General features: G+C 62.4%; 19 protein-coding genes, 1 pseudogene and 1 riboswitch. Of the genes and pseudogenes, 10 read left to right on the forward strand and 10 right to left on the reverse strand.

Annotated features, from left to right (window positions below; all coding sequences use genetic code 11):
* Nucleotides 1-302 precede the first annotated feature (302 nt).
* Both EHW12_RS03400 and EHW12_RS03405 read left to right on the forward strand, forming a co-directional pair.
* The gene (locus EHW12_RS03400) at nt 303-1,526 is read left to right on the forward strand and encodes a TetR/AcrR family transcriptional regulator (protein ID WP_042923747.1); all 1,224 of its coding nucleotides are present in this window, start codon (nt 303-305) and stop codon (nt 1,524-1,526) included.
* 98 nt (nt 1,527-1,624) lie between these two features.
* A complete protein-coding gene (locus EHW12_RS03405) occupies nt 1,625-2,059 on the forward strand; it encodes an OsmC family protein (protein ID WP_007726950.1) in 435 nt (144 codons plus the stop codon).
* On the opposite strand, the gene EHW12_RS03410 is transcribed toward EHW12_RS03405, so the two are convergent.
* Entirely contained in the window at nt 2,034-2,516 is a 483-nt protein-coding gene (locus EHW12_RS03410; RefSeq protein WP_064111334.1) for a hypothetical protein, read from the reverse strand. The genes EHW12_RS03405 and EHW12_RS03410 overlap by 26 nt on opposite strands.
* Entirely contained in the window at nt 2,513-3,028 is a 516-nt protein-coding gene (locus tag EHW12_RS03415) for a DUF4352 domain-containing protein (protein WP_003945701.1), read from the reverse strand. The genes EHW12_RS03410 and EHW12_RS03415 overlap by 4 nt, the downstream gene beginning before the upstream one ends.
* Nucleotides 3,029-3,052: 24 nt before the next feature.
* On the opposite strand from EHW12_RS03415, the gene EHW12_RS03420 reads away from it, so the two are divergent.
* Genes EHW12_RS03420 through EHW12_RS03430 form a run of 3 tightly spaced genes read left to right on the forward strand, consistent with a single transcriptional unit; the run spans nt 3,053 to nt 5,810 of the window.
* Nucleotides 3,053-4,408 (forward strand): histidine kinase, encoded by a 1,356-nt coding sequence (locus EHW12_RS03420; RefSeq protein WP_042923593.1) that lies wholly within the window; start codon nt 3,053-3,055, stop codon nt 4,406-4,408.
* A gap of 48 nt (nt 4,409-4,456) precedes the next feature.
* Nucleotides 4,457-5,110 carry a response regulator transcription factor gene (locus EHW12_RS03425; protein WP_042451934.1) on the forward strand — a complete coding sequence of 218 codons (654 nt, stop codon included), beginning with the start codon at nt 4,457-4,459 and terminating at the stop codon, nt 5,108-5,110.
* A gap of 55 nt (nt 5,111-5,165) precedes the next feature.
* Complete coding sequence (locus EHW12_RS03430) at nt 5,166-5,810, forward strand: DsbA family oxidoreductase (protein WP_241199088.1); 645 nt, start codon at nt 5,166-5,168, stop codon at nt 5,808-5,810.
* Here the strand turns inward: EHW12_RS03430 and EHW12_RS03435 are convergent.
* Nucleotides 5,789-7,057 (reverse strand): GAF domain-containing protein, encoded by a 1,269-nt coding sequence (locus tag EHW12_RS03435; RefSeq protein WP_125052520.1) that lies wholly within the window; start codon nt 7,055-7,057, stop codon nt 5,789-5,791. The two genes, EHW12_RS03430 and EHW12_RS03435, sit on opposite strands and share 22 nt — an antisense overlap.
* A gap of 77 nt (nt 7,058-7,134) precedes the next feature.
* Nucleotides 7,135-7,914 carry an acetoin reductase gene (locus EHW12_RS03440; RefSeq protein WP_054826788.1) on the reverse strand — a complete coding sequence of 260 codons (780 nt, stop codon included), beginning with the start codon at nt 7,912-7,914 and terminating at the stop codon, nt 7,135-7,137.
* A 220-nt stretch (nt 7,915-8,134) separates the two neighbouring features.
* Here EHW12_RS03440 and EHW12_RS03445 point away from each other — a divergent pair, with 220 nt between their 5' ends.
* Together EHW12_RS03445 and EHW12_RS03450 are read left to right on the forward strand one after the other, a co-directional pair.
* The gene (locus EHW12_RS03445; RefSeq protein WP_125050289.1) at nt 8,135-9,280 is read left to right on the forward strand and encodes a hypothetical protein; all 1,146 of its coding nucleotides are present in this window, start codon (nt 8,135-8,137) and stop codon (nt 9,278-9,280) included.
* 140 nt (nt 9,281-9,420) lie between these two features.
* The gene (locus tag EHW12_RS03450; RefSeq protein ID WP_007726929.1) at nt 9,421-11,256 is read left to right on the forward strand and encodes an NAD(P)/FAD-dependent oxidoreductase; all 1,836 of its coding nucleotides are present in this window, start codon (nt 9,421-9,423) and stop codon (nt 11,254-11,256) included.
* A gap of 59 nt (nt 11,257-11,315) precedes the next feature.
* Here EHW12_RS03450 and EHW12_RS03455 read toward each other — a convergent pair whose 3' ends face one another.
* From EHW12_RS03455 to mhuD, 3 genes are all read right to left on the reverse strand, one after another.
* On the reverse strand, nt 11,316-12,092 hold the full coding sequence (locus EHW12_RS03455) for a CbtA family protein (RefSeq protein ID WP_058039257.1): 777 nt from the start codon (nt 12,090-12,092) through the stop codon (nt 11,316-11,318).
* Nucleotides 12,083-12,277 carry a CbtB domain-containing protein gene (locus tag EHW12_RS03460; RefSeq protein ID WP_003945915.1) on the reverse strand — a complete coding sequence of 65 codons (195 nt, stop codon included), beginning with the start codon at nt 12,275-12,277 and terminating at the stop codon, nt 12,083-12,085. Before EHW12_RS03460 ends, EHW12_RS03455 begins: the two co-directional genes overlap by 10 nt.
* Before the next feature lie 24 nt (nt 12,278-12,301).
* Nucleotides 12,302-12,441: riboswitch (cobalamin riboswitch) on the reverse strand.
* Nucleotides 12,442-12,529: 88 nt separating this feature from the next.
* On the reverse strand, nt 12,530-12,838 hold the full coding sequence (gene mhuD, locus EHW12_RS03465; RefSeq protein ID WP_007726927.1) for a mycobilin-forming heme oxygenase MhuD: 309 nt from the start codon (nt 12,836-12,838) through the stop codon (nt 12,530-12,532).
* 45 nt (nt 12,839-12,883) lie between these two features.
* Here mhuD and EHW12_RS03470 point away from each other — a divergent pair.
* A pseudogene (locus tag EHW12_RS03470) lies at nt 12,884-13,620 on the forward strand (alpha/beta hydrolase).
* On the opposite strand, the gene EHW12_RS03475 reads toward EHW12_RS03470, so the two are convergent.
* Complete coding sequence (locus EHW12_RS03475; protein WP_003945905.1) at nt 13,605-14,030, reverse strand: HIT domain-containing protein; 426 nt, start codon at nt 14,028-14,030, stop codon at nt 13,605-13,607. The pseudogene EHW12_RS03470 and the gene EHW12_RS03475 sit on opposite strands and share 16 nt — an antisense overlap.
* A gap of 38 nt (nt 14,031-14,068) precedes the next feature.
* Nucleotides 14,069-16,756, reverse strand: a complete 2,688-nt coding sequence (locus EHW12_RS03480; protein WP_082893266.1) for a LuxR C-terminal-related transcriptional regulator — start codon at nt 16,754-16,756, stop codon at nt 14,069-14,071.
* 224 nt (nt 16,757-16,980) lie between these two features.
* Here EHW12_RS03480 and EHW12_RS03485 point away from each other — a divergent pair, with 224 nt between their 5' ends.
* Both EHW12_RS03485 and EHW12_RS03490 read left to right on the forward strand, forming a co-directional pair.
* Entirely contained in the window at nt 16,981-17,892 is a 912-nt protein-coding gene (locus EHW12_RS03485) for a hypothetical protein (protein WP_063315057.1), read from the forward strand.
* Nucleotides 17,893-17,951: 59 nt separating this feature from the next.
* A complete protein-coding gene (locus EHW12_RS03490) occupies nt 17,952-18,977 on the forward strand; it encodes a hypothetical protein (RefSeq protein WP_241199089.1) in 1,026 nt (341 codons plus the stop codon).
* Here the strand turns inward: EHW12_RS03490 and EHW12_RS03495 are convergent.
* On the reverse strand, nt 18,974-19,855 hold the full coding sequence (locus EHW12_RS03495; protein ID WP_007726916.1) for an A/G-specific adenine glycosylase: 882 nt from the start codon (nt 19,853-19,855) through the stop codon (nt 18,974-18,976). The genes EHW12_RS03490 and EHW12_RS03495 overlap by 4 nt on opposite strands.
* Between the last annotated feature and the right edge of the window lie 114 nt (nt 19,856-19,969).

Below are 19,969 nucleotides of genomic sequence, written 5' to 3' on the forward strand. Positions count from 1 at the left end.
CATCGAACCCTCTTGCCGGCGAAGAAAACTTCACGCCGCAGGGAACGAGCCCGCCAGCGGACTACGTGCGAGGTTGTGCGAATCGTGACTAACATAACACCGCTGAGAGAGCGGGTGTCAAGACTCTTTTCCGGAATCCGTCCGCCGCTACAACTGCGTTGTAGGGTTTCGGGTGAAGCAGTACCGGGCGCGAATTGCGACCTTCGCGACGGTTAACATGATCCGTTCGGACTCGCGCCCGTGGAAGTGCGGTGCAGCGGACGAAGGCAGTGCAAGAGAAAGCAACGGAAGTGGAGGGTCAGGTGCCCGGACAGACACGCGTCTCCGTGCGTGGCGGCGACCCTGCACCACGGACGCGTCCGAAGAATCGGAAGGCGCAAATCGCGGCCGCTGCTGCGGAAGCATTCAGCGAACGTGGCTACCACGCGGTGGGCATCGACGAGATCGCAGCGAAGGTCGGAATTTCCGGTCCGGCCCTCTATCGTCATTTCCCCACGAAATACGCCCTGTTCGTCTACACCGTGAACAACCTGACGCAGGCGTTGTTGGATGCCAGCGATCCAGCTGTGCACGGAAACGAAAATCCACGCGAGCAGTTGAACTCCACAATGGTGGGTGTCATCCGCGCGACGATCGAGAATCGGCGCCGGGGAGGGCTCTACCGATGGGAGGGCAGGTATCTGGTCGACGAGGATCGTGAGCAATTGCGGGTGGGAATGCGCACGCTCAATCTTCGGATCGCCGAGCCGCTGGCAGCGGTTCGTCCGGAACTCGACCCGGCGGATGTAGAACTCATCGCGCCCGCCGTGCTCAGTGTGATCGCCAGTATCACCGGTCATCGATCCGCGTTGTCCGCCAAGCAGATCGAAGCGCTGATTCTTGCGGCATGCTGGTCCGTCATCGGCGTCGAATTGCCCGCTGCCGAGGAGGACGGCGCGAGGGCAGGGGCGTCCGAACGCAAAACAGGCCTCGTACGGACGTCGAAACGCGAAGTGCTGCTTCAGGAAGCAGTGTTGCTGTTCTATCAGCGCGGCTACCACGACGTGAGCATCGAGGAGATCGGTGCCGCGGCGGGTATCAACGCGTCGAGTGTGTATCGGCACTTCGCGAGCAAGGCCGACCTTCTTGCTGCGGCCTTCCACCGTGCGTCCGATCGTCTGACTATGACGTTGGGCTCGGCGTTGGCTGAGTCGGAGACTCCTCTCGCGGCCGTCGAGACGTTGGCGAAGATGTACGTCGAGGTTTCGTTCGGAACCAGCGAACTGTTGGCCGTGTACTTTGCCGAGATCGGCAGTTTGCCGGATCGATCACGGACCGAGTTGCGCAACATTCAGCGTTTGAACGTCGAGGAGTGGGCGCACTTGTGTGTCGAGGCGCGTCCGGAGTTGTCGATCGTCCAAGCGCGGTTTCTCGTCCACGCGGCGCTCGGACTGGTCTTCGACATCGGCCGAATCGTGCACTTTTCCTCGGAGAACTCCGCGCAGGCCCGCGTCGAGAAACTGCTGTCCGCGACGCTCCTCGGGTAGTCCCGCCCGAAACAGTAGGTGTGACTTCACGTATCGCGGGTAGGTTCGTGATCGCAAGGCGTTCACCGAATCATGTGAAGACGGAAGTAGGGACAGCAATGCCAACTCGTACCGCACGCACCGCCTGGAACGGCACCCTCGAGGCCGGATCGGGACAGGTGGAACTCACCAGCTCGGGCGTCGCCACCTTCGACGTGTCGTTCCCCAAGCGCGCAGCTGAGGAGGCCGGCGGAACCACCAGCCCCGAGGAACTCATCGCCGCGGCGCATTCGTCCTGCTACGCGATGCAGTTGTCGGCCCTGATCGCCGAGGCCGGCGGGACCCCCCAGAGCCTCGACATCACCGCGGACGTGTCACTCGGCCCCGACACGGTCGGATTCAAGCTCACCGGAATCAAGCTCACCGTTCGCGCCGAGGTCGACGGCCTCGACGCCGACGGTTTTGCCAAGGTTGCCCAGGCGGCCAAGGAAACCTGCCCGGTCAGCAAGGCGCTGACCGGCGTCGACATCACGTTGGATGCGGCCCTGGACTGATCATCTCGCGCTCGGGCGCCCCCTCCGGCGCCCGAGTGCGGTTGTGTGTGACGACCAGGTAGCTCGCGAACAGGATCGGGAGCACCCACAGGTCCGAGGGATCGCGATAGACCAGGATCGGCAAGAGATCTCCGCGGAATCCTCCTGCGGTCAGGCGGAGAAACCCGATCACCCACTCGTATGCGTCGCCGATCGGCGGTATCACCTTCACGGCGGCGAAGCCGATCCCCGTGACTGCGATGGACCAGGCGATCGCTGCTCGCCCCACCAGACTTCGCCTGAGCACCTCGAGAACCGAGAGCAGAAGCAGGGGAAGCAGGAACACACCGGCGACGTCGGACAGCTTGCCCGTCATCGTGTTCCCGAATGCCCCTTTGAGTACGTGGTCGTTGATCAAGATGACGGCCACCGAGACCAGTGCCCACGGATTCAGCAGCAGATCGCCCGGACGGTTCACGACAGGTTGATGGTTGCCGAGCCGGACGAGAACAGATCGCACTTGAACTGAAGGCGCAGACCGGTGGCGGCTTCGGGGACCTCGTACGCCAATTCGCCTCGTTTGGCAGCGCCCGGCGCGAGCTCTCCGTCGACACTCGACGTGCTGCTGTCGGTGAACGTGATGTTGTACGACTTGTTTGCCGAGTCCTGCAGTTCGAAGCACATCATCGACGAGACCGTCGACGGCTTGTCACTGTTGTTGGTGACCTCGGTGTCGACCACGACGTAGCGGTTTCCGGGATCAGCGGTGATGAACTGATTGGTCGAGACGTAGGGATCTACGACGCCGTGTACCTGGACGCGCCAGTCGCCCAGTTCGACGACGTCACCGATTCCGAAGGCGGCCGCAGGTGCGGCGGAAGAACCGTTGTCGTCGACCTTCTTCGCTTCGTCGGTCTCGCCCGAGGCGATGGTTGCGAACAGGGCTGCGCCGACGGCGAGGAGGGCGAGGGGAGTGCGGAGTGATCGCATGATGTGCGCCTTTCGAGAGTTGGTATGGCACAAGTCAACGATGTGAGGACTGCTCACCGCTTCGGTCGAAAGATCGGTCCGCCTCATCCTTTCGGTCGGAGCCTGGCGGTTCGTCCACCCGTTCGGCTGATTCGAGGCGTCGGTGGCGGTGGATACGCTTGCTCGGTGATCACCACCAAAGGAACCGTTGTGCGACGACGCGTATGGACTACCGCCGCTGTCGCGTTCAGCCTTTTCTGTTCCTTCATGACGGTGGGCATCGCAGGCGCGTCGGGAAATATGCCACCGGTATTGGTCGGTATCGGGTTCGTCCTGGGCGTGGCCGGTGGGATATCGCTTGTGTGGCGCCATCAGTATCCCTGGGTGGTTCTGGCGATCACGCTGGTCGGCCCGTTGTTCTTCCCCACCGATGCGACGGCGGCGCTCATCGCATTGTTCGCCGTTGCTCGAATCGCGCGTGGGCCTCGGCTTGCTGCCGCTGCGGCAGCTGTCTTCGTCGCGTGCGGAATTTCGTTGACCTACGACGCTTTTCGCAATCGTGAGTACTCCGTTCTCACGATGGGAACGATGAAACCCAAGGACGGTTCGGCGGTCGTTCAATACGACGTCGCCATCTGGATCCCGTGGCTCGTCGCAGCCGTCATGGCCGGCATCGTCGTGGCGCTCTCGCTCCTGATTCGGACCAGAACCGAACTCGTCGAGGCCGAACACGTACGGGATCTTGCCACCGAGAAAACAGACGTGATGCGCGACGAGATGATTCGCACCGAGGAACGAACGCGGATCGCGCGCGACATGCACGACACGATCGCGGCCAGTCTGAGCCGGATTTCGTTGTTCGCCGGTGGGTTACAGGTCAGCGCGGCAGACAATCCCGAGAAGGTCGTCAACACCGCTGCGATGATCAGAACCACCGCGCACGAGGCTTTGGACGAATTGAAGGGAATCGTCGGAGTGCTCAGGGGAAGCGGTGATCGCCGCGAACACGGCGGGCACCAGGGGATCGACGCGATCGGCGATCTGGTCAACGGTGCACGCGCCGCGGGCATTCACTGCCGTCTCGAATCGGAGTTGCTCCCGGGTGATGTCGGAATGCTGGCGGGGCACGTCTGTTATCGCGTCGTTCAGGAATCGTTGACCAACGTCCAGAAGTACGCGAGCGACCAGATGCTCGTCGTTTCGGTGACCGGGTCGCCGCACGACGGAATTCGTATCCTCGCACGCAACAAGCTGAGCGAGCTTGCACCCATGACGTCGATCGGTTCGCGGTCCGGCTTACGCGGGTTGGCCGAACAGGCAAGAGAAATCGGCGGCAAGGTGGAGGCAGGCGCGCTGGGGGACGATTTCCTCGTCAGTTGCTGGGTGCCCTGGTCGTCGTAACCCTCCCACCCTCCGACTGTCGGGGGCTCTGGGTAATCTGAGCGCACTATGGACGCTGACTCGCGCATCACAGTTTTGATCGTCGACAACGACGCCTGGGTTCGGCGCGGAATGAAGGACATCCTGGAAGCAGCGCCGGACATCGTGGTGGTTGCCGAGGCCGAGGACGGCGATCAGGTCGCAGCCAAAGTCACTCGGTTTCGTCCGCACGTGGTGCTGATGGATCTGAAGATGGCACGGGTCGGTGGCTTGGAGGCCACCCGAGAGTTGATGACCATGAGCAATCCGCCGAAGGTCATCGCGATGACCGCCTTCGACGTCGACGACATGGTCGTGCAAGCGGTCGAGGCGGGCGCGCACAGTTTCCTGAGCAAGGACGCGGCCCCACAGGCGTTCCAGCAGGCAGTACGGGTGGTGGCGTCGGACCACTCGTTGTTCAGCTCCGATTCTCTACGTGCCATCGTGGCCTCGGCGCCGCGTCGGCAAGCACCCGACCTGACTCCCCTCGCTTCGCTCACCGAGCGTGAGCGCGAAGTGCTGACAATCCTGGCGACAGGCGCGGCCAACAGCGTCATCGCGGAGCGACTGTACCTCGGTGAGACCACCGTCAAGACGCATATCTCCTCGTTGTTCGCCAAGCTCGGTGTGCCCAACCGGGTGAGTGCGTCGTTGATCGCGTTCCGGTGTGGCCTGGTGACGTGACTCGGGACTAATCCCGACCCTGTTCGTTGTTGCACCTTCGGTGACTGATCAAATCGTGATTGACCAAGACGTGACCATCGAAGTGTGGTCTGACGTCGCTTGTCCGTGGTGCTACATCGGAAAGACCAGGTTCCTCTCGGCGCTGGATCGTTTCGAGAACAAGGACCGCGTCAACGTCATCTGGCGCTCGTACCAGCTCGCTCCGGAGACCCCGGTGGGAGAGGGCCGAACCGAACTCGACGCCTTGGTCGAGATGAAGGGGATGGCGCCTGATCAGGTACGTCAGATGTTCGCCCACGTCAGCGCGACGGCCGCCGAGGTCGGGTTGACCTTGGACTTCGACACCGTGATCGCCGCCAATACCTTTGATGCGCACAGGTTGCTGCATCTCGCGGGTAAGCGGCAGAACGAACTCCTCGAAGCGCTGTTCAAAGCGCACTTCAGCGACGGCAAGGTGATCGACGACCGTGAGGTGCTGGTCGAGCTGGCCGTGAGCGTCGGCCTCGACGCCGATGTCGTGCGCGAGCAACTGGGCTCCGATGCCGCAGCGGAGGCTGTCCGCGAAGATCTCTCCATGGCCCGCCAACTGCAGGTCAGCGGCGTTCCGTTCTTTGTCGCGAACCGTGCGGTTGCCGTGTCCGGCGCTCAGCCCGAAGAGGTGTTTCTGCAGTTGCTCACTCAGGCCTCCGAACCGGCCTGAGTAAGGCGAGCGGCACGCACAGCCGGGGCGTTCGAAAACGGCAACAGATGTGCGCCGTTCACGGGGCAGGACAACGTCACGTGCGCTGCATCGATGAACCGGTACGGCTGCGCTGCAACAACTCCGGCAAGGTTCTTGCGCAGACGCGACATCTCGGCCCGCGCGGTCACCGTGCGGGCCGGGTCACCGAAAAGATCCTGCGCCAACCGCGATGCGGTCAGTCCACGCCTCTCGGATCCGAGGAGAAACAGAATCTCCGCATGCCGCTGGGTCGGGGAGTAGGCCCATTCGCCCAACCCCGACGTGACGGTCACCGACATGTTCTCGGAATCGCGCAGATCGATATGCACCGTGGGCACACTGATTTTCTCGCCGGTGGCGATCGGCCGGACCACCCACCCGCCGGGAAGTGGATCCAGTTCGCACAGACCCAAAGCGGGGAACCACGTCCTGCCGGGAGCCAAAGCCGCGGGGAGCAGCACGCGCGAGCGATGAGGTAGCGCATCGACCGCCGCTACCCAGCCATGAGTATCGATCACCAATGCCGGTGATCCGCTACGAGCAAGCATCGGCCCTGCAACAGAACGCAATTGATCGAGATTGTCCCGATGCTTGTCGCGCAGGTGTGATTGCGCGAGGCGTGCGACGGCGTCGACCAGAGCGAGTGTGGTGGGGTGGACGGTCTTGGCGGGACCACTGATGTCGACGACGCCGATGACACGGTCGTCCCGCGGATCGCGGATGGGTGCCCCCGCGCAGGTCCACGGATGATGGCTGCGCGCATAGTGTTCCGCCGAGAAGATCTGAACCGCCTGTCGTGACACCAATGCCGTTCCGATGGCGTTGGTGCCGACGCTGTCCTCGGCCCAGTTCGCGCCCTCGACAAATCCCAGACGCGCAGCTTGGTCCAGTACTCGATGGGACCCGCTGCGCCACAGTACAGTTCCGCGAAGATCTGCGACGACCATGATGTTCTCACCGCTCGCGGTAACCGATTCGAGTCCACGCGTCACGTCGTCGAGCACGTCGTACAGTCCGGACTCACGACGACGGAGATCGAGTTCGGCGACGTCCATGGACGGTTCGACCCGGTTGTGTTCGGGGTCGATACCTAACTCGCGCAGGCGTTGCCACGATTGGCGGACCACGTCCCTGGGGCGGGCCGGTGCGCGGTCTCCGGCCATCGTCGCGTCGTACACCGCGGCGAGGGTCCTCGCGTAGTCGCGAGGATCCTCGCCGGGCGGCATCGCGGGCTCGGGCAACCGCTTTTTCAGCGAAGATACCGTTTTCAGCGAAGACACCGCTTTCAGTGAAGACACCGCGGTCAGCGGTAGACGAGGCCGCCGTCGATGAGACCGGCCTGACCGGTCATGTAGTCGGAATCGGGCCCGGCAAGGTACGAGACGAAACCGGCGACATCGTCGGGGGTTTCAGCTCGACCCAGCGCAATTCCGCCGACGAACTTCTCGTAGGTGGCGCCCTCTGGTGCACCGGTCAATTCGGCGAACCTCTTGTCGATCGTCACCCACATGTCGGTGCCTACGACGCCGGGGCAGTACGCGTTGACGGTGATTCCGTCGGACGCGTATTCCTTGGCTGCAGCCTGAGTGAGGGCCCTGACCGCGAATTTTGTTGCGCTGTAAACACCTAACATGGCGAACCCGTCGTGACCGGCGATGGATGACGCGTTGATGATCTTTCCGCGCTGACCGAGCGCTTGGAACTTTGCTGCTGCAGCTTGAATTCCCCACAGGACGCCGTCGACGTTGACGCTCCAGATCTTGGAGACCTCTTCCGGCGTCGCGTCGGAGATCGGGCCGACGAGAGCGATTCCCGCGTTGTTGACGATGACGTCGAATCCGCCCAATTCCTGGTGTGCATGTTCGACGGCTGCGTGAACCCGCGCGCGATCGCTGACGTCGGCGACAAACGTCGTTGCACGACGGCCGATCTGTCTGATCTCGTCGGCAACCGCATCCAGCTTGGTTTGGTCGAGGTCGACCAACGCGATGTCGGCGCCGTCGTGGGCGAGGCGGAGAGCGATTCCGCGTCCGATGCCTTGGCCGGCGCCGGTGACCAGTACTACCTTGCCCGTGATGCTCATGCAGTTTCTCCTCGTAAGCAGTGAACCGGTTGCCTGGGAACCGGTGAGTGATTTGTATGTGACGGCGACCACAATGCGGAAGGGTTGCACCGTGTTGCAATTCCGGAAAATCGGACAGCAGTTGCAACCCTCGGCAACCCTCCCGGTACCCCGCGCGGCGGTTCCATAGTTGCGCCACCACTTCGCGAATCATCTTGCGAGACAATCTGGGAGAGGGCACATGACCGCTACAGTCGACACACCCACGGAACCGGCCACGCCGAGCCGACAACCGTCACGCCGCTGGATCGGGTTCGGGATCGCGAACCTCGTGATCGTTCTCGTGCTGGCCGTGGCGAGTTGGTACCTTCTGGCCGATCCGACCACCAGTCCCTGGAGTTTCTATCCTCTGCCGTTCAACGCGGCGCTTTTCTGGGCAATCCTTTTTGTTGTGTTCATCGGCTTCAATTGCGAGTTCGCCGGCTTCGATCGACTCCCACAGCCGGCGAAAGGCCTGGCGATCATGGTCGCGACCGCGGCCTTCGCCGTCGTCGTGACGTGGCTCCTGGCAAACGGCTTGGGGAGTTTGTACCCGGATTTCGCGGCCGATCGTGAGGGCGGCCTCGGATATTTCGCGGGTGCGCTGTTCGTGCTCTTCGGCTTCGGGACCTGGGTGATGGTGGTCCTGAACTGGCAGCATTGGCCGTGGACTTCCCTGGGGATGAAGCAGCCGTTGGTGGGTTTGTGTGAGATCGCGTTTGTCGCCGTCCCGACGCTGGCGCTGTACTTCGTGTTCGGTCTGCCGTCCGTGTCGCTGTCCGCCACGGATCCGTTGATGACCGTCGACACCGTGCTCGGGTGGTTCTACTGCGTCGTGGTGGTTGTGATCCTGACTGGCCAGACGCTCGACAACTGGCCGTGGCGACTGTTCGGCGGCGGGGGTAAGACGGCGCTCGCAGCCACGATCGGTAACTTCGCCGTGGGAACCGGCTTGTACTTCGTGGCGCTTCCAGTGGTTAAGGCACTTTTGGGAAGCGATGCCGTTGCCGAGTTGGGTGGTGTGGTCCATCAGTTCCCGGCGCAGCTCGGTGTGTGCTGGGCATTCTGGATGATCTTCTGGGCCAACGCCTTCGGTAACAAACCCACGGGCTTTGCGGACGGGGTCAACCTGGCGATCCGCGCGCTGCTCACGTTTGTGCTCGCGGTGGTCACATTCTTGTTCTATTACCGCTTTGCAGCAGAGCACATTCTTCACGAGCCGGCAGTTGTCGACGGATTGCACGGCAATGCACTGGGTTTCGTGGATTGGGCCGTGTTGTGGACGCTGTTCTACGTCGTGGGATTTCAGTCGCTGGGACTCGGCAGATTCAAGCCTGCTGAGGGGTGAGTCGGTTGCCCGCACCTCGGTGCGGGTAACCGGTATCGGACGCCGGCACCGCGTCCACTGATTGCAACAGACTGCAACGCTTGTGACCGGGGCCACTTATGGGATGTGCTGTGTGTCACATTCACAAACAAGGAGAAGTGATGACGCAAACCATCGATTCCGCAGTCACCCCCGAGGTGAAGTTGACGGCGGTGACACCTCAGGAGCGCGTCGACGCCTGGCTGGCGGATTTCGAGTCGGCCCTCGCGGCTCGTGACATCGAGCGTGTGGCAGGCAAATTCGCACTCGACAGCTTCTGGCGAGACCTGGTGTCGTTCACCTGGAACATCAAGACCGTCGAGGGTCGCGAGCAGATCGCCGACATGCTCTCCGCGCGACTCGACGACACCGATCCTTCGGGATTTCGGACGACCGAGACACCCGACGAGGCCGACGGCGTCACGTCAGCCTGGATCGAGTTCGAGACTGCAACCGGTCGCGCGCACGGGCACCTTCGTTTGAAGGGAGATGAAGGTTGGACCCTGCTGACGTCGCTGCAGGAGTTGAAGGGACACGAAGAAGGCAAGGGCACTCGTCGTCCGCGCGGCGCCAAGCATGGGGCAGACCCGAACCGCATCACGTGGGCCGAGCAGAAGGAGATCGAAGACCGCGAACTCGGTTACACCACACAGCCTTACGTCGTGATCGTCGGCGGCGGCCAGGGCGGCATCGCGCTCGGCGCCCGGATGCGTCAGCTCGGAGTACCGGCCATCGTGATCGACAGCCACGAGCGACCCGGCGATCAGTGGCGCGGACGCTACAAGTCCCTGTGCCTGCACGATCCGGTTTGGTACGACCACCTGCCCTACATGCCGTTCCCCGACAACTGGCCGGTGTTCGCGCCCAAGGACAAGATCGGCGACTGGCTCGAGATGTACACCAAGGTCATGGAGGTTCCGTACTGGAGTTCCACGACCTGCACCTCGGCGTCGTTCGACGAGAAGACCCAGGAATGGACCGTCGAGGTCAACCGCAACGGCGAGAAGTTGACGTTGCGTCCCAAGCAGTTGGTGATGGCGACGGGTATGTCCGGCAAGGCCAACGTTCCGACGTTCCCCGGGCAGGACAAGTTCCTCGGCGATCAGCACCACTCGAGCAAGCACCCCGGCCCGGATCAGTACGTGGGCAAGAAGGTCGTCGTGATCGGGGCCAACAACTCCTCGCACGACATCTGCGGCGCACTGTGGGAGAACGGTATCGACGTCACGATGGTGCAGCGCAGCTCGACGCACATCGTGAAGTCGGATTCGCTGATGGATTTGGGCTTGGGCGATCTGTACTCGGAGCGAGCACTGGCCGCCGGCATGACGACACACAAGGCGGACCTCACGTTCGGTTCGCTGCCGTACCGGATCATGCACGAATTCCAGATCCCGGTTTACGACGCAATCCGTGAGCGCGACAAGGATTTCTACGATCGCCTCGAGAAGGCGGGCTTCGAGCACGACTGGGGCGACGACGGTTCGGGCCTGTTCATGAAGTACCTACGCCGTGGCTCGGGCTACTACATCGATGTCGGCGCTGCCGAACTGGTTGCCAATGGAGACATCAAGCTCGCGCACGGCAATGTTCGTGAGCTGACCGAGAACAGCGTGATTCTCGAAGACGGTACGGAATTGCCTGCCGACGTGGTGGTCTACGCGACCGGCTACGGCTCGATGAACGGCTGGGTGGCGGACCTGATCGGTCAGGACACCGCCGACAAGGTCGGCAAGGTGTGGGGCCTGGGGTCGAACACCACCAAGGATCCGGGACCGTGGGAAGGCGAGCAGCGCAACATGTGGAAGCCGACGCAGCAGGAAGCGCTGTGGTTCCACGGAGGCAATCTGCATCAGTCGCGCCACTACTCGCTGTACTTGGCGTTGCAATTGAAGGCGCGTTACGAGGGCATCCCGACGCCGGTGTACGGACTGCAAGAAGTGCATCATCTGAGCTGAAAAAGAACTGCTGTGCGCCTTTATTAACCGCGGGAGGTTAATAAAGGCGCACAGCAGGTTCAGCGAAGGGCGTACTTCTTTGCTACTTCGGTGTTCTTGGTCGCGCGCTCGGTAAGGAAGGCGAATGCCAACCCGAGTACGAGCCAGAGCGTCGCCTGCGTAGCGAGCGAGGAAAGTCGGAACTCCCACAGCAGAGTTGCCGGGAAGTCCTCGCCCACCTCGTTGATGCCGGGAAGCGAGACGTAACCGATCGTGGCGATCACCAGGAACGCAGCCACCGGAGCAGCGATGCGCACGCTGAGGAACTCGTGCCCGGAAACTGCCTTTGCCGCCGCTGCTGCCGCGGTGACGGACAGCAGCCCGAGAATCACGGCGGCCAGCCACAGCAGTGTGCGCTGGTTGATGGTGTCGGGATCTCCGACGGCCGGCGGATTGGCCGGGTACTTGAAAAAGGGGACAGCCTCGATAGCCAGCCAACCACCGACGGCGATGGTGATCGCCAACAACGGCCCGGACATTCCGGTGAGTCGTCGAGCGTAATTGGCAACGACCGAGAAGATCGCCCCGAGTGCCAGTCCGGCAAGCGCTGTGGCCAGGAACAGCCCGGCGCGCTGCCCGTCGCGGCTCACCAGTGGTTCTTCTTCGTCACCGTGCGAATGCCCAGCGGCTTCGCCGGAAACCTCACCGGTGGCGGTGTTGGCTTCTTCGATCGCAATGGCAGCGTTGACGTGCGGTTCACCCAGCACGAATGCAACTCCGCCGGCAAGGATGCCTGCGATCAGACCAGCCAACAAACCACGAATGAGAAGCTTCGTGAAATTGTCGACTAGTGGCACGGCAGGCCCATCAAGTGTCGACCGTCGTGCATCAATTCATGCATGTACATGCCGGTGCGAGAGATAGCGCCCTGGTCGAATCCGACCAGGTAGAGAGCCAGCATCGCGAACAGAACTACTGCAGCGGCGAGGAAAGCAAGACGAGTCGAATCGATCGACGTATCGGGAGAATAGGCGAGAGCCATCGAAGCCTCCTGGGATTTTCGCGTCCCCTAGGTCCATGCGATGGCCGAAGTGTCTGGCTGTCGAAATAGTCGTGCCGAAAAAGGCACTTCACCTCGAATTACAGTGGCGCGACCGCTCCGGGCTTTCACCGGATTCCTGTCGGACCATCGCGTTTACATGCGAACTTTTGCACTACAGCCCGCACCGTGTCAACGCGTGAAGCCGAGATGACCGTCGATTGTGCCCGCCAAGGCAGGCACAATCGCTCGAGATCAGCTCTTTGCGGCGACGTCCAGGACAACTTCGAATTCGAGCAACGACGCACCCGAAGCGACGGGCTTCGCGCGCTCGCCGGAATGGGCTTCACGGGCGGGGCCGTCACGCCAATCGGCGAACGCCTGCTCGGACTCCCATTGGGTCACCACGAAGTAGCGGCTCTCACCGGCGGTGGGGCGGAGGAGTTGGAATCCGAGAAAGCCCGGGGAGTTCTCGACTGCGTGAGCGCGTGCTGCGAAGCGCTTCTCCAGTTCGGGGCCGGCGCCCTCGGGGACCTCGATTGCATTGATCTTCACGACTGCCATGCAAGCGACATTACCCGCGCACCTTCACCGCGTACCGTGACACTCGTGTTGCATGACGAAGGTGGAACGGGACAACCGATTCTGTTGTTGCACGGCCTCATGGGCAGCTCCCGAACGTGGCGACGCCAGGTGCCGTGGATCCGCGAGTTCGGCCACGTCTACACCTTCGACGCTGCCGGTCACGGCAGGCCGGCGCCAGCGGCACTGACTACCGAGGCATTCGTCGAGGACCTGACATCGGCGGTTGCGTCCATCGAGGAGCCGATGATCGTGATCGGTCATTCGATGGGGGCTCTGCATGCGTGGTGCTTCGCCGCCGCGCATCCCGAAAAGGTTTGTGCGCTGGTCCTCGAAGACATGGCCCCGGACTTTCGTGGACGCACCGCTGCGGACTGGGCGCAGATGATCTCGGCGTGGCCGCAGCCGTTTGCTTCCGAGGAGGCGATGAAGGAATTCTTCGGCCCCGTCGCCGGCCAGTACTTTCTCGATTCTTTCGACCGCCGCGACGACGGGTGGTACCTGCACGGCGACGTGTCGACCTTCCGCGACATCTCGGAGGAGTGGGGCACGAGGCATTTCTGGGATCAGTGGAAGGCGATCGAGGTGCCGACCTTGCTGATCGAGGGAGAGTTCACCATCACCCCGAGGGACAGATGCGAGAGATGGCCGAGAGGCCGGGAACTCGGTACGTACGTATTGCCGATGCAGGCCACCTGGTCCACGACGATCAACCGCAGCGCTATCGCGAAGTGGTGACGGAATTCCTTCAGACCGTGAGCTGACTTCGGATCGACGCGCCCACCTGCTCCAGCTCGACGGCTCGCCTGGCGAGGAGTCCAGCAGCGAACTTCGCCTTGTCGCCGCGATGGCGGGGGACGACGTGCAGGTGCGAGTGGAACACGGTTTGGCCCGCGGCACGCCCGTCGTTGACGAGAAAGTTGACTCCGTCAGCGGCGATGTCGCAGCGGCGTAGAGCTCCGGCGATGAGCGTGCCGACGCGGAACATCTCTGCGCCTTCGTGACTTTCGAGAGCATCGAGGTTCTCTGCATGACGCTTGGGGACCACCAGGGTGTGTCCGCGACTCACCGGCCGTGCATCGAGGAATGCGAGAGTTGTCTCGCTCTCGTGAACGAGAATCGCCGGCTCGGTCAGCGCGACGATCTTGCAGAAGACGCAGGAATCGGTGCTCATGCCTACAGAATGTAGTCCGAAATCAGATCCGACCCCGACTACAGCAAGCGCAGTTGGCGTGCCCTCGTGATCGCTTCGTTTCGATTGTGTACGTCGAGCTTCTTGTAGAGAGTGCGCAGTTGAGTCTTGACGGTGTTGACGGACACGTACAGTTTGTCGGCCATCGCAGCCGACCCCATGCCGAGCGCCAGGAGTGAGAGGACTTTCTGTTCGCGTTCGGTCAGCTCCACGATATGTACGAATTCCGGAAAAGATTCCGCAGGAGCCCTTTTCGAGAATTCGGCCAGTGCACGCGATTTCGTTTCGGCCATCGATTCGAGTTTCTCGACGTCCGACGATGCGATGGTCGCGAACGAACGTAGAAGTCCGGTCTGATCCGCGATGCTGCACGCTCTGGACCACTCCTGAGAGGCGAGGCGTGGCTCACCCAGCTCGGAGTGGGCAACCGCTTGCACCAGAAGCGATTCCATCTGTGCCCGCGGATAGGATACGCCAGACCAGTCGAACTGGTGACACAGCGCCACCGCGGCCTCGTTCTGGCCGATCCGCTGACGTAAACGCGCCACCGACGTGAGCGTCCACGGGTTGGCTGCAGGATCGATGATCTCCTTGGCCAGTGCTACGGCATTGTTCCCCTGTCCGAGAGCGAGCAAGAGATCGATCTCTGCGGATTGCAACAGAGGAAGCGCGAAAGATGTAGCCGTGTACTGCTTGGAATGTGCTTCGATCGCATTGTGGAGCAACAGTAGTGCCGCAGTGTGGTCGCCGGAGGTCAAGGCGAATTGGCAATGCGCATAGACGACGAATGCCCACAGTTCCTCGGTGTCGGACGGAAGACCGAGTTCGGTCAATGCGAGACGTGCGTCGTCGAAGTCGAGTGTGTCGAGAGCAGTGAGCGCCCGTGCTGTCAGGCCGGCGATCTTGACCACAGGTTCGAGCCAACCGCCGGGGTCCGGATGCTTCTGTTCGAGTTCGGACCAGTGTGTGGCCTGCCGCGGCTCACCAGCCAGCGCCCAATTCAGGGCGGCACTTCCCGCAGAGTTACGAGCGATGAAGTCGACTCCATGAGACAGGGCGCCGTGGTACGCCATTCGAGCCTTGATCGTGGATTCTGTGAACCTGCCGCTCAATTGAAAATTGATCGCCCATTGAAGTCGCATGAGAGGGAGCTGTGCGCTGACCGCTTCCGGGTTGTTCTCCAGCGCACTGCGACTGAGATGAGACAGGCGCCTGGTGGTTTCTGCTGCGAGCCCGTACTCGCCTGCCATCCTGAGCATGATCGATTGAACGCAGGCAATGCTCAAGGCGTCCTTCGCGCCGGCTTCAGCGCCGAGAGCCCACAGTTCTGCCGGCGATTCGGGTAGCAAGTCGACTACCGTCGAGCGCTCGCTCGGATGCATCGTGAACAATGCGCGCCCTGCCTCCACGGCAGAGTGTTTGTCCGCTGCTTCCGCCGGAATCCGTTGGAGAGCAGAGCGAACCGAGTCCAGATTGTGGACGATCATCGTCACCCAGTGTTGCTCGACGATGTCTACTGCCAGGGTCCAGTTCTGTGCCTCGACCGCGTAGTCCAGCGCCGACGCGTGATGACCGTGGTCGAGTCGGTTGTGTGCGAGGAACGAAAGACGTTGCGCCGGATCGACTCCAGCGCGCTTTTGGTGCGCGAGTATCGATCGACGAATGGCGGGAGGCAGCTCCCAGGTTTCTTCGGCTTCGGTCTCGACCCGTGACAACAACCCGGCTGTCTCCAGTATCGCCAGGCGCACGCGAATCTGATGAACGGTCTCGCCATCCTCAGGGTGTTGGGACTCGAACAGCATGGCGGCGATGTCGACGGTGATCGATCGCGCAAAGGCCGTCGCGAGCAAGAACTCGAGTTGTTCCACATGATCAGCGGTCATGAGAACGGATTTGTTCACGTAGTCGTCGATCGCCTGCGCGATGTTCTTCCTGATCATCTGCTCGCGGTTGCGGCTACCCGATGTCTGGACGGCGGGAACGGCGACACGAACCAGCGCTGGCAGCCCACCTGTCAGGGATGTGATTTGTTCGGCATCACCGTCAGTCGTGTGTACGTCAGCTTGTGCGAGCAAATGGGCGGTATCGGCTCTCGTGAACAACAGCTCACTCGCGCTTATCACCTCGTGGTCCGTGTCGAGCAGGTACGGCTCGGAGAACATGCCGAAGCCCGAGAGCGTGACCACGAGGTCCAGGTTGTGGCAGAGGGCGAGGAGTTCGATCAACTGATCGTCCAACTCTGGTTCCGATATCAGATCCGGCCTGATCAGCACGAGCAGCACGGGGCGGCTGAGGGCGTTCAGGGATTTGGCGACAGCGGTGAAAGGATCGGCGAGATCGTCGACGTCGGGCAGTGCGATTCCGGCAGCGTGGATTCGATCGAGGACAACGGCCCAGAAATCTTCGAGTGTCGACGAGGGCCGTGGGGCCGAGACCCAGACGAGTATTCGTTCGGATGCCAAATGGGCGCGCAGCCACGATGCGATCAACGACGATTTCCCGTGGCCGTTCGGTGCACGGACGATGGTCAGCGCGGCACGTCGGTCAAGTTTGTCGAAGAGCGCTTGCCGGGGAATCGACGTCGCGAGGGTGCGCCTTTCGGGAATAGCTGCCCAGTCGTGGCCGTCCATCCCGAACATCAACGCGGACCCTTTCTGCTTTCGCGCCCCGCAATGATTGAAGAGTTTGGGCGGATTGTCTCGATCCATCTATCTACAGGGAGGAGCGTAGCTGGTGCGAATCCAGAGCGTGCCATCCCGGGCAATTCACCCGGGAATTCACCCCGGCTGAGAGAAGTTCACCCACACAATCACGCCGTCACCATTGGCTTTCGAGTCCCTCGAGCGACTTCTATTGAACGTAGCTCGGGATTCGCCAAATGTGGCCGCGAGCGCCTGTCGGAGGCCCGAGAGTCAGACATCGAAGGAGCGTCGTGAGAACTCGTCTGTCAGAGGTGCGGTCGAAGGCCGTTGTCGTCGGACTCCGGCCGAGAGCGTGGCGCCGAGGAGTGCGAGGTATCGGCATAGTTGTCGTGACCGGAGCTCTGGTGGTCGGCGCTGCTGCGCTCGGCTTGCTGCCGATGCAGTCGGATGTTCGATTGGCGGCCGAGGGAGAGTTCGTGCCTCCCTTCGCCGTCGAGCTGACGGTGATTGACGGTGCACCGCCCTTCGATCCCGCTGACGGTCCAGGGCTCGATTCGGGACCGTCCAACGGCATTGTCCGAGAGGGTGATCCGGTGACGTATGTCATCGACATCGGTGTCCGGGGCAACCCGCTCTCCGACGTGGTCGTGCAACTTCCGGTGCCTCGAGGTTTCGTTCTGCCGTCCGTGCCTGATTACTGCGGAGACGGCTCGGGTGTCGACGAGGTCGGATTACATTGCCTGATAGGCAATCTGGAAGCGGACCGGTACTTCACCCGAACGGCGACGATGACTGCGGGAAAGCGGGAAGACGCCGACGGTCTACCGATCGCTGCACTGGTCACCGCAGATCGGGGGGCGGTTCGCGTGCGGTCGGGCGATGTCACGGTGCGGGTGGCGACCACCCCGGGAGTGTGTGATCCGTACGGGATTTCTGTTGGTGGTCAGAGAAGCCAGTGGGCTGCTGTCTCGGCAGATGGACGAATCTCAGGTCTGGTGACATCGGGCATCTCGGAGGCGGTGGTGATCGACGGCGTCGATCAATGCGGGCACGCGACAGCGCGGACGGTGAAACCGTTCGAGGGTCACTTCTCGTTTGTCGGACTGCTACCGGGGACGTATCGCGTCACGGTCGACGGCCGAGCGCCGGTGGATGTGGTGCTGGAACCAGGTGCAATGGCGGTCGGTGGCCTGACGTTCTGATACTGCTTCGCAGGAATGGCAACACTCGTAACAGTCAGTAGCAGTCAATGGAGGATCCAGTGCGTGAAAGCCTGGGCGTTGTATTCGAAAATCAGTCAATTTCAACAGCTCTCGTAGATGCGGACACACCCCTTCTTGGCTCGATCGACGAGTTCCGTCACCCCTGGGGTGCAGACGGGACTGTTCCCTCTCCGCAAGCGTCGGCGCGCGCACTCGCCTCCGCGGCCGAGGTCGCCACCGGTCGAGCCCTGCGCTCGAATCTGTGCCCCACCGTCGTCGGAGTGATGTGCGAGCGTGCGGACATGCGCGAACTTGTCTCGGATTCGTTGTCCTCCAGTCCTTTCGAGAACATCGAGTTGGTCAACGGTCTCGACGCACGGCTTGCCTACCTGCGGACGGTCGACGCTCTCATTGGTGTTTCGCCGATTCTCGCGTTCTGGCCGGACGGCAGTGAGACCGTGATCGCGGCCGTCGACCCGAAAGCAGGCGTCGTGGACTCGGCGCATCGTTACGACACGGCCGAGTTGCTTGCGGACAGCTCGACATTTGCTGCGACATTGGACCTCCTCGTCGCCGAACGAGACCCTGTGCCCAAGATGCTCGTCGCGATGCTCGTGAAGGAAGACTCTCGGCAGCCGTCCGCGGAAGCCGCTGAACTGGCAGGTCTCGGCTTCCTGTTTCTCGGCGAGCGGACCCAACTGGCGATAGGGGCTGCGCTGGTAGCGGCCGATCGCGGAAGCGAAGTTCGGTCCGGTGACGGCATGGCTGTCCGGCCCGTCAACAGGGTCCGGTGGGCGGCGGCAATAGTACTGCCGCTTCTACTCATCTTGACGGGGTTGCTGATCGCGCTGTCCCCAGACGGGTCGCGCGCGGTGTCCACGGATAGCCCGAACATCGGCGCCGAGTCGGCGACCTCCACCAGCGGGCCCCCGTCCGGCGCTGCCCTACAGATTCCGACACTTGCGCCTTGCGATCCAGTGGTGCCTGCCGTTCCTGCAGTACTTCGGCGTTCTGATCCGGAAGTCGCACCGCTCCAGACCGACGAACCCACAGCCGAAGAATGCACCCCGCTGCGAGTCGGCTAAGCCGTACCCTCTCCGGCCAGCGCAAACAGGCCGTCGTCGGTCTGCTCGACCAGTCCGTCGACCAGCAGTGAATGCAACGCACGGTCACGCTGACCCGGATCGGCCGGCCAGACGATGTCGAGTTGCGCGCGCTCGACCGGACGGTGACTCTCGCGAAGAACGGCCATCAATTTTCCACGAACCTGGCGATCTGTGCCCGCGAACTTCTGCACCTTCTTGGGTGGTCCGGTGTGTGCCGGTTTGCCCGAAGCGACCCACGCGCAGTTCGGCAAAGGGCAGTTCTCGCAGTTCGGGTTCCGCGCCGTGCAGATCAGTGCACCGAGTTCCATGAGAGCTGCGCTGTAGGTGGCGGCGCGCGCACGCGTCCTCGGCAGCAGCGCCGCGACGTCGGCGAGGTCTCGCGTGTTGGACGGGTTCCCGGGTTCCGCATTGCCGTGGACGGCTCGCGCAACTACGCGTCGTACGTTGGTGTCCACCACAGGCACTCGCTGTCCGTAGGCGAAACACGCGACGGCGCGGGCGGTGTACGAACCGATTCCCGGTAGCGAGAGCAGGGTATCGACGTCTTCCGGGACCACGTCACCGTGCTCGGCAGCCAGGACGCCCGCGCATTCGTGTAACCGCAGCGCGCGTCGTGGATAACCGAGTTTGCCCCACGCGCGAAGCACCTCTGCCTGGCTCGACGCTGCCATCGCCGACGGCACCGGCCAGCGCTCGACCCACTCTTCCCAGATTGGCGCAACGCGCACCACCGGCGTCTGCTGGAGCATGATCTCGCTCATCAGGATCTGCCAGGCACTGACGCCCTCGCGTCGCCACGGCAGGTCGCGAGCCGTCTCGGAGTACCACTTCAGCAGCACCGAAGATTCCACTGCCACTGCTACCGACACACTCCTCGAACCTTGCGCTCCCGGTCGACGAAGGAGACGTCGACTTGTGGGGGCCACTTTATCGGCAGTCGCCGACACGGCTGTCTTTGACGCCCGACCGCC

The organism is Rhodococcus sp. NJ-530 (genome assembly GCF_003860625.1).
GTDB lineage: Bacteria > Actinomycetota > Actinomycetes > Mycobacteriales > Mycobacteriaceae > Rhodococcus_F > Rhodococcus_F qingshengii.

Coding starts and splice junctions, on each gene's coding strand:
- EHW12_RS03405 (WP_007726950.1), top strand. CDS start 1,625: ATGCCAACTCGTACCGCACGCACCGCCTGGAACGGCACCCTCGAGGCC.
- EHW12_RS03415 (WP_003945701.1), bottom strand. CDS start 3,028: ATGCGATCACTCCGCACTCCCCTCGCCCTCCTCGCCGTCGGCGCAGCC.
- EHW12_RS03420 (WP_042923593.1), top strand. CDS start 3,053: ATGGCACAAGTCAACGATGTGAGGACTGCTCACCGCTTCGGTCGAAAG.
- EHW12_RS03425 (WP_042451934.1), top strand. CDS start 4,457: ATGGACGCTGACTCGCGCATCACAGTTTTGATCGTCGACAACGACGCC.
- EHW12_RS03435 (WP_125052520.1), bottom strand. CDS start 7,057: ATGCCGCCCGGCGAGGATCCTCGCGACTACGCGAGGACCCTCGCCGCG.
- EHW12_RS03440 (WP_054826788.1), bottom strand. CDS start 7,914: ATGAGCATCACGGGCAAGGTAGTACTGGTCACCGGCGCCGGCCAAGGC.
- EHW12_RS03445 (WP_125050289.1), top strand. CDS start 8,135: ATGACCGCTACAGTCGACACACCCACGGAACCGGCCACGCCGAGCCGA.
- EHW12_RS03450 (WP_007726929.1), top strand. CDS start 9,421: ATGACGCAAACCATCGATTCCGCAGTCACCCCCGAGGTGAAGTTGACG.
- EHW12_RS03460 (WP_003945915.1), bottom strand. CDS start 12,277: ATGGCTCTCGCCTATTCTCCCGATACGTCGATCGATTCGACTCGTCTT.
- mhuD (WP_007726927.1), bottom strand. CDS start 12,838: ATGGCAGTCGTGAAGATCAATGCAATCGAGGTCCCCGAGGGCGCCGGC.
- EHW12_RS03475 (WP_003945905.1), bottom strand. CDS start 14,030: ATGAGCACCGATTCCTGCGTCTTCTGCAAGATCGTCGCGCTGACCGAG.
- EHW12_RS03480 (WP_082893266.1), bottom strand. CDS start 16,756: ATGGATCGAGACAATCCGCCCAAACTCTTCAATCATTGCGGGGCGCGA.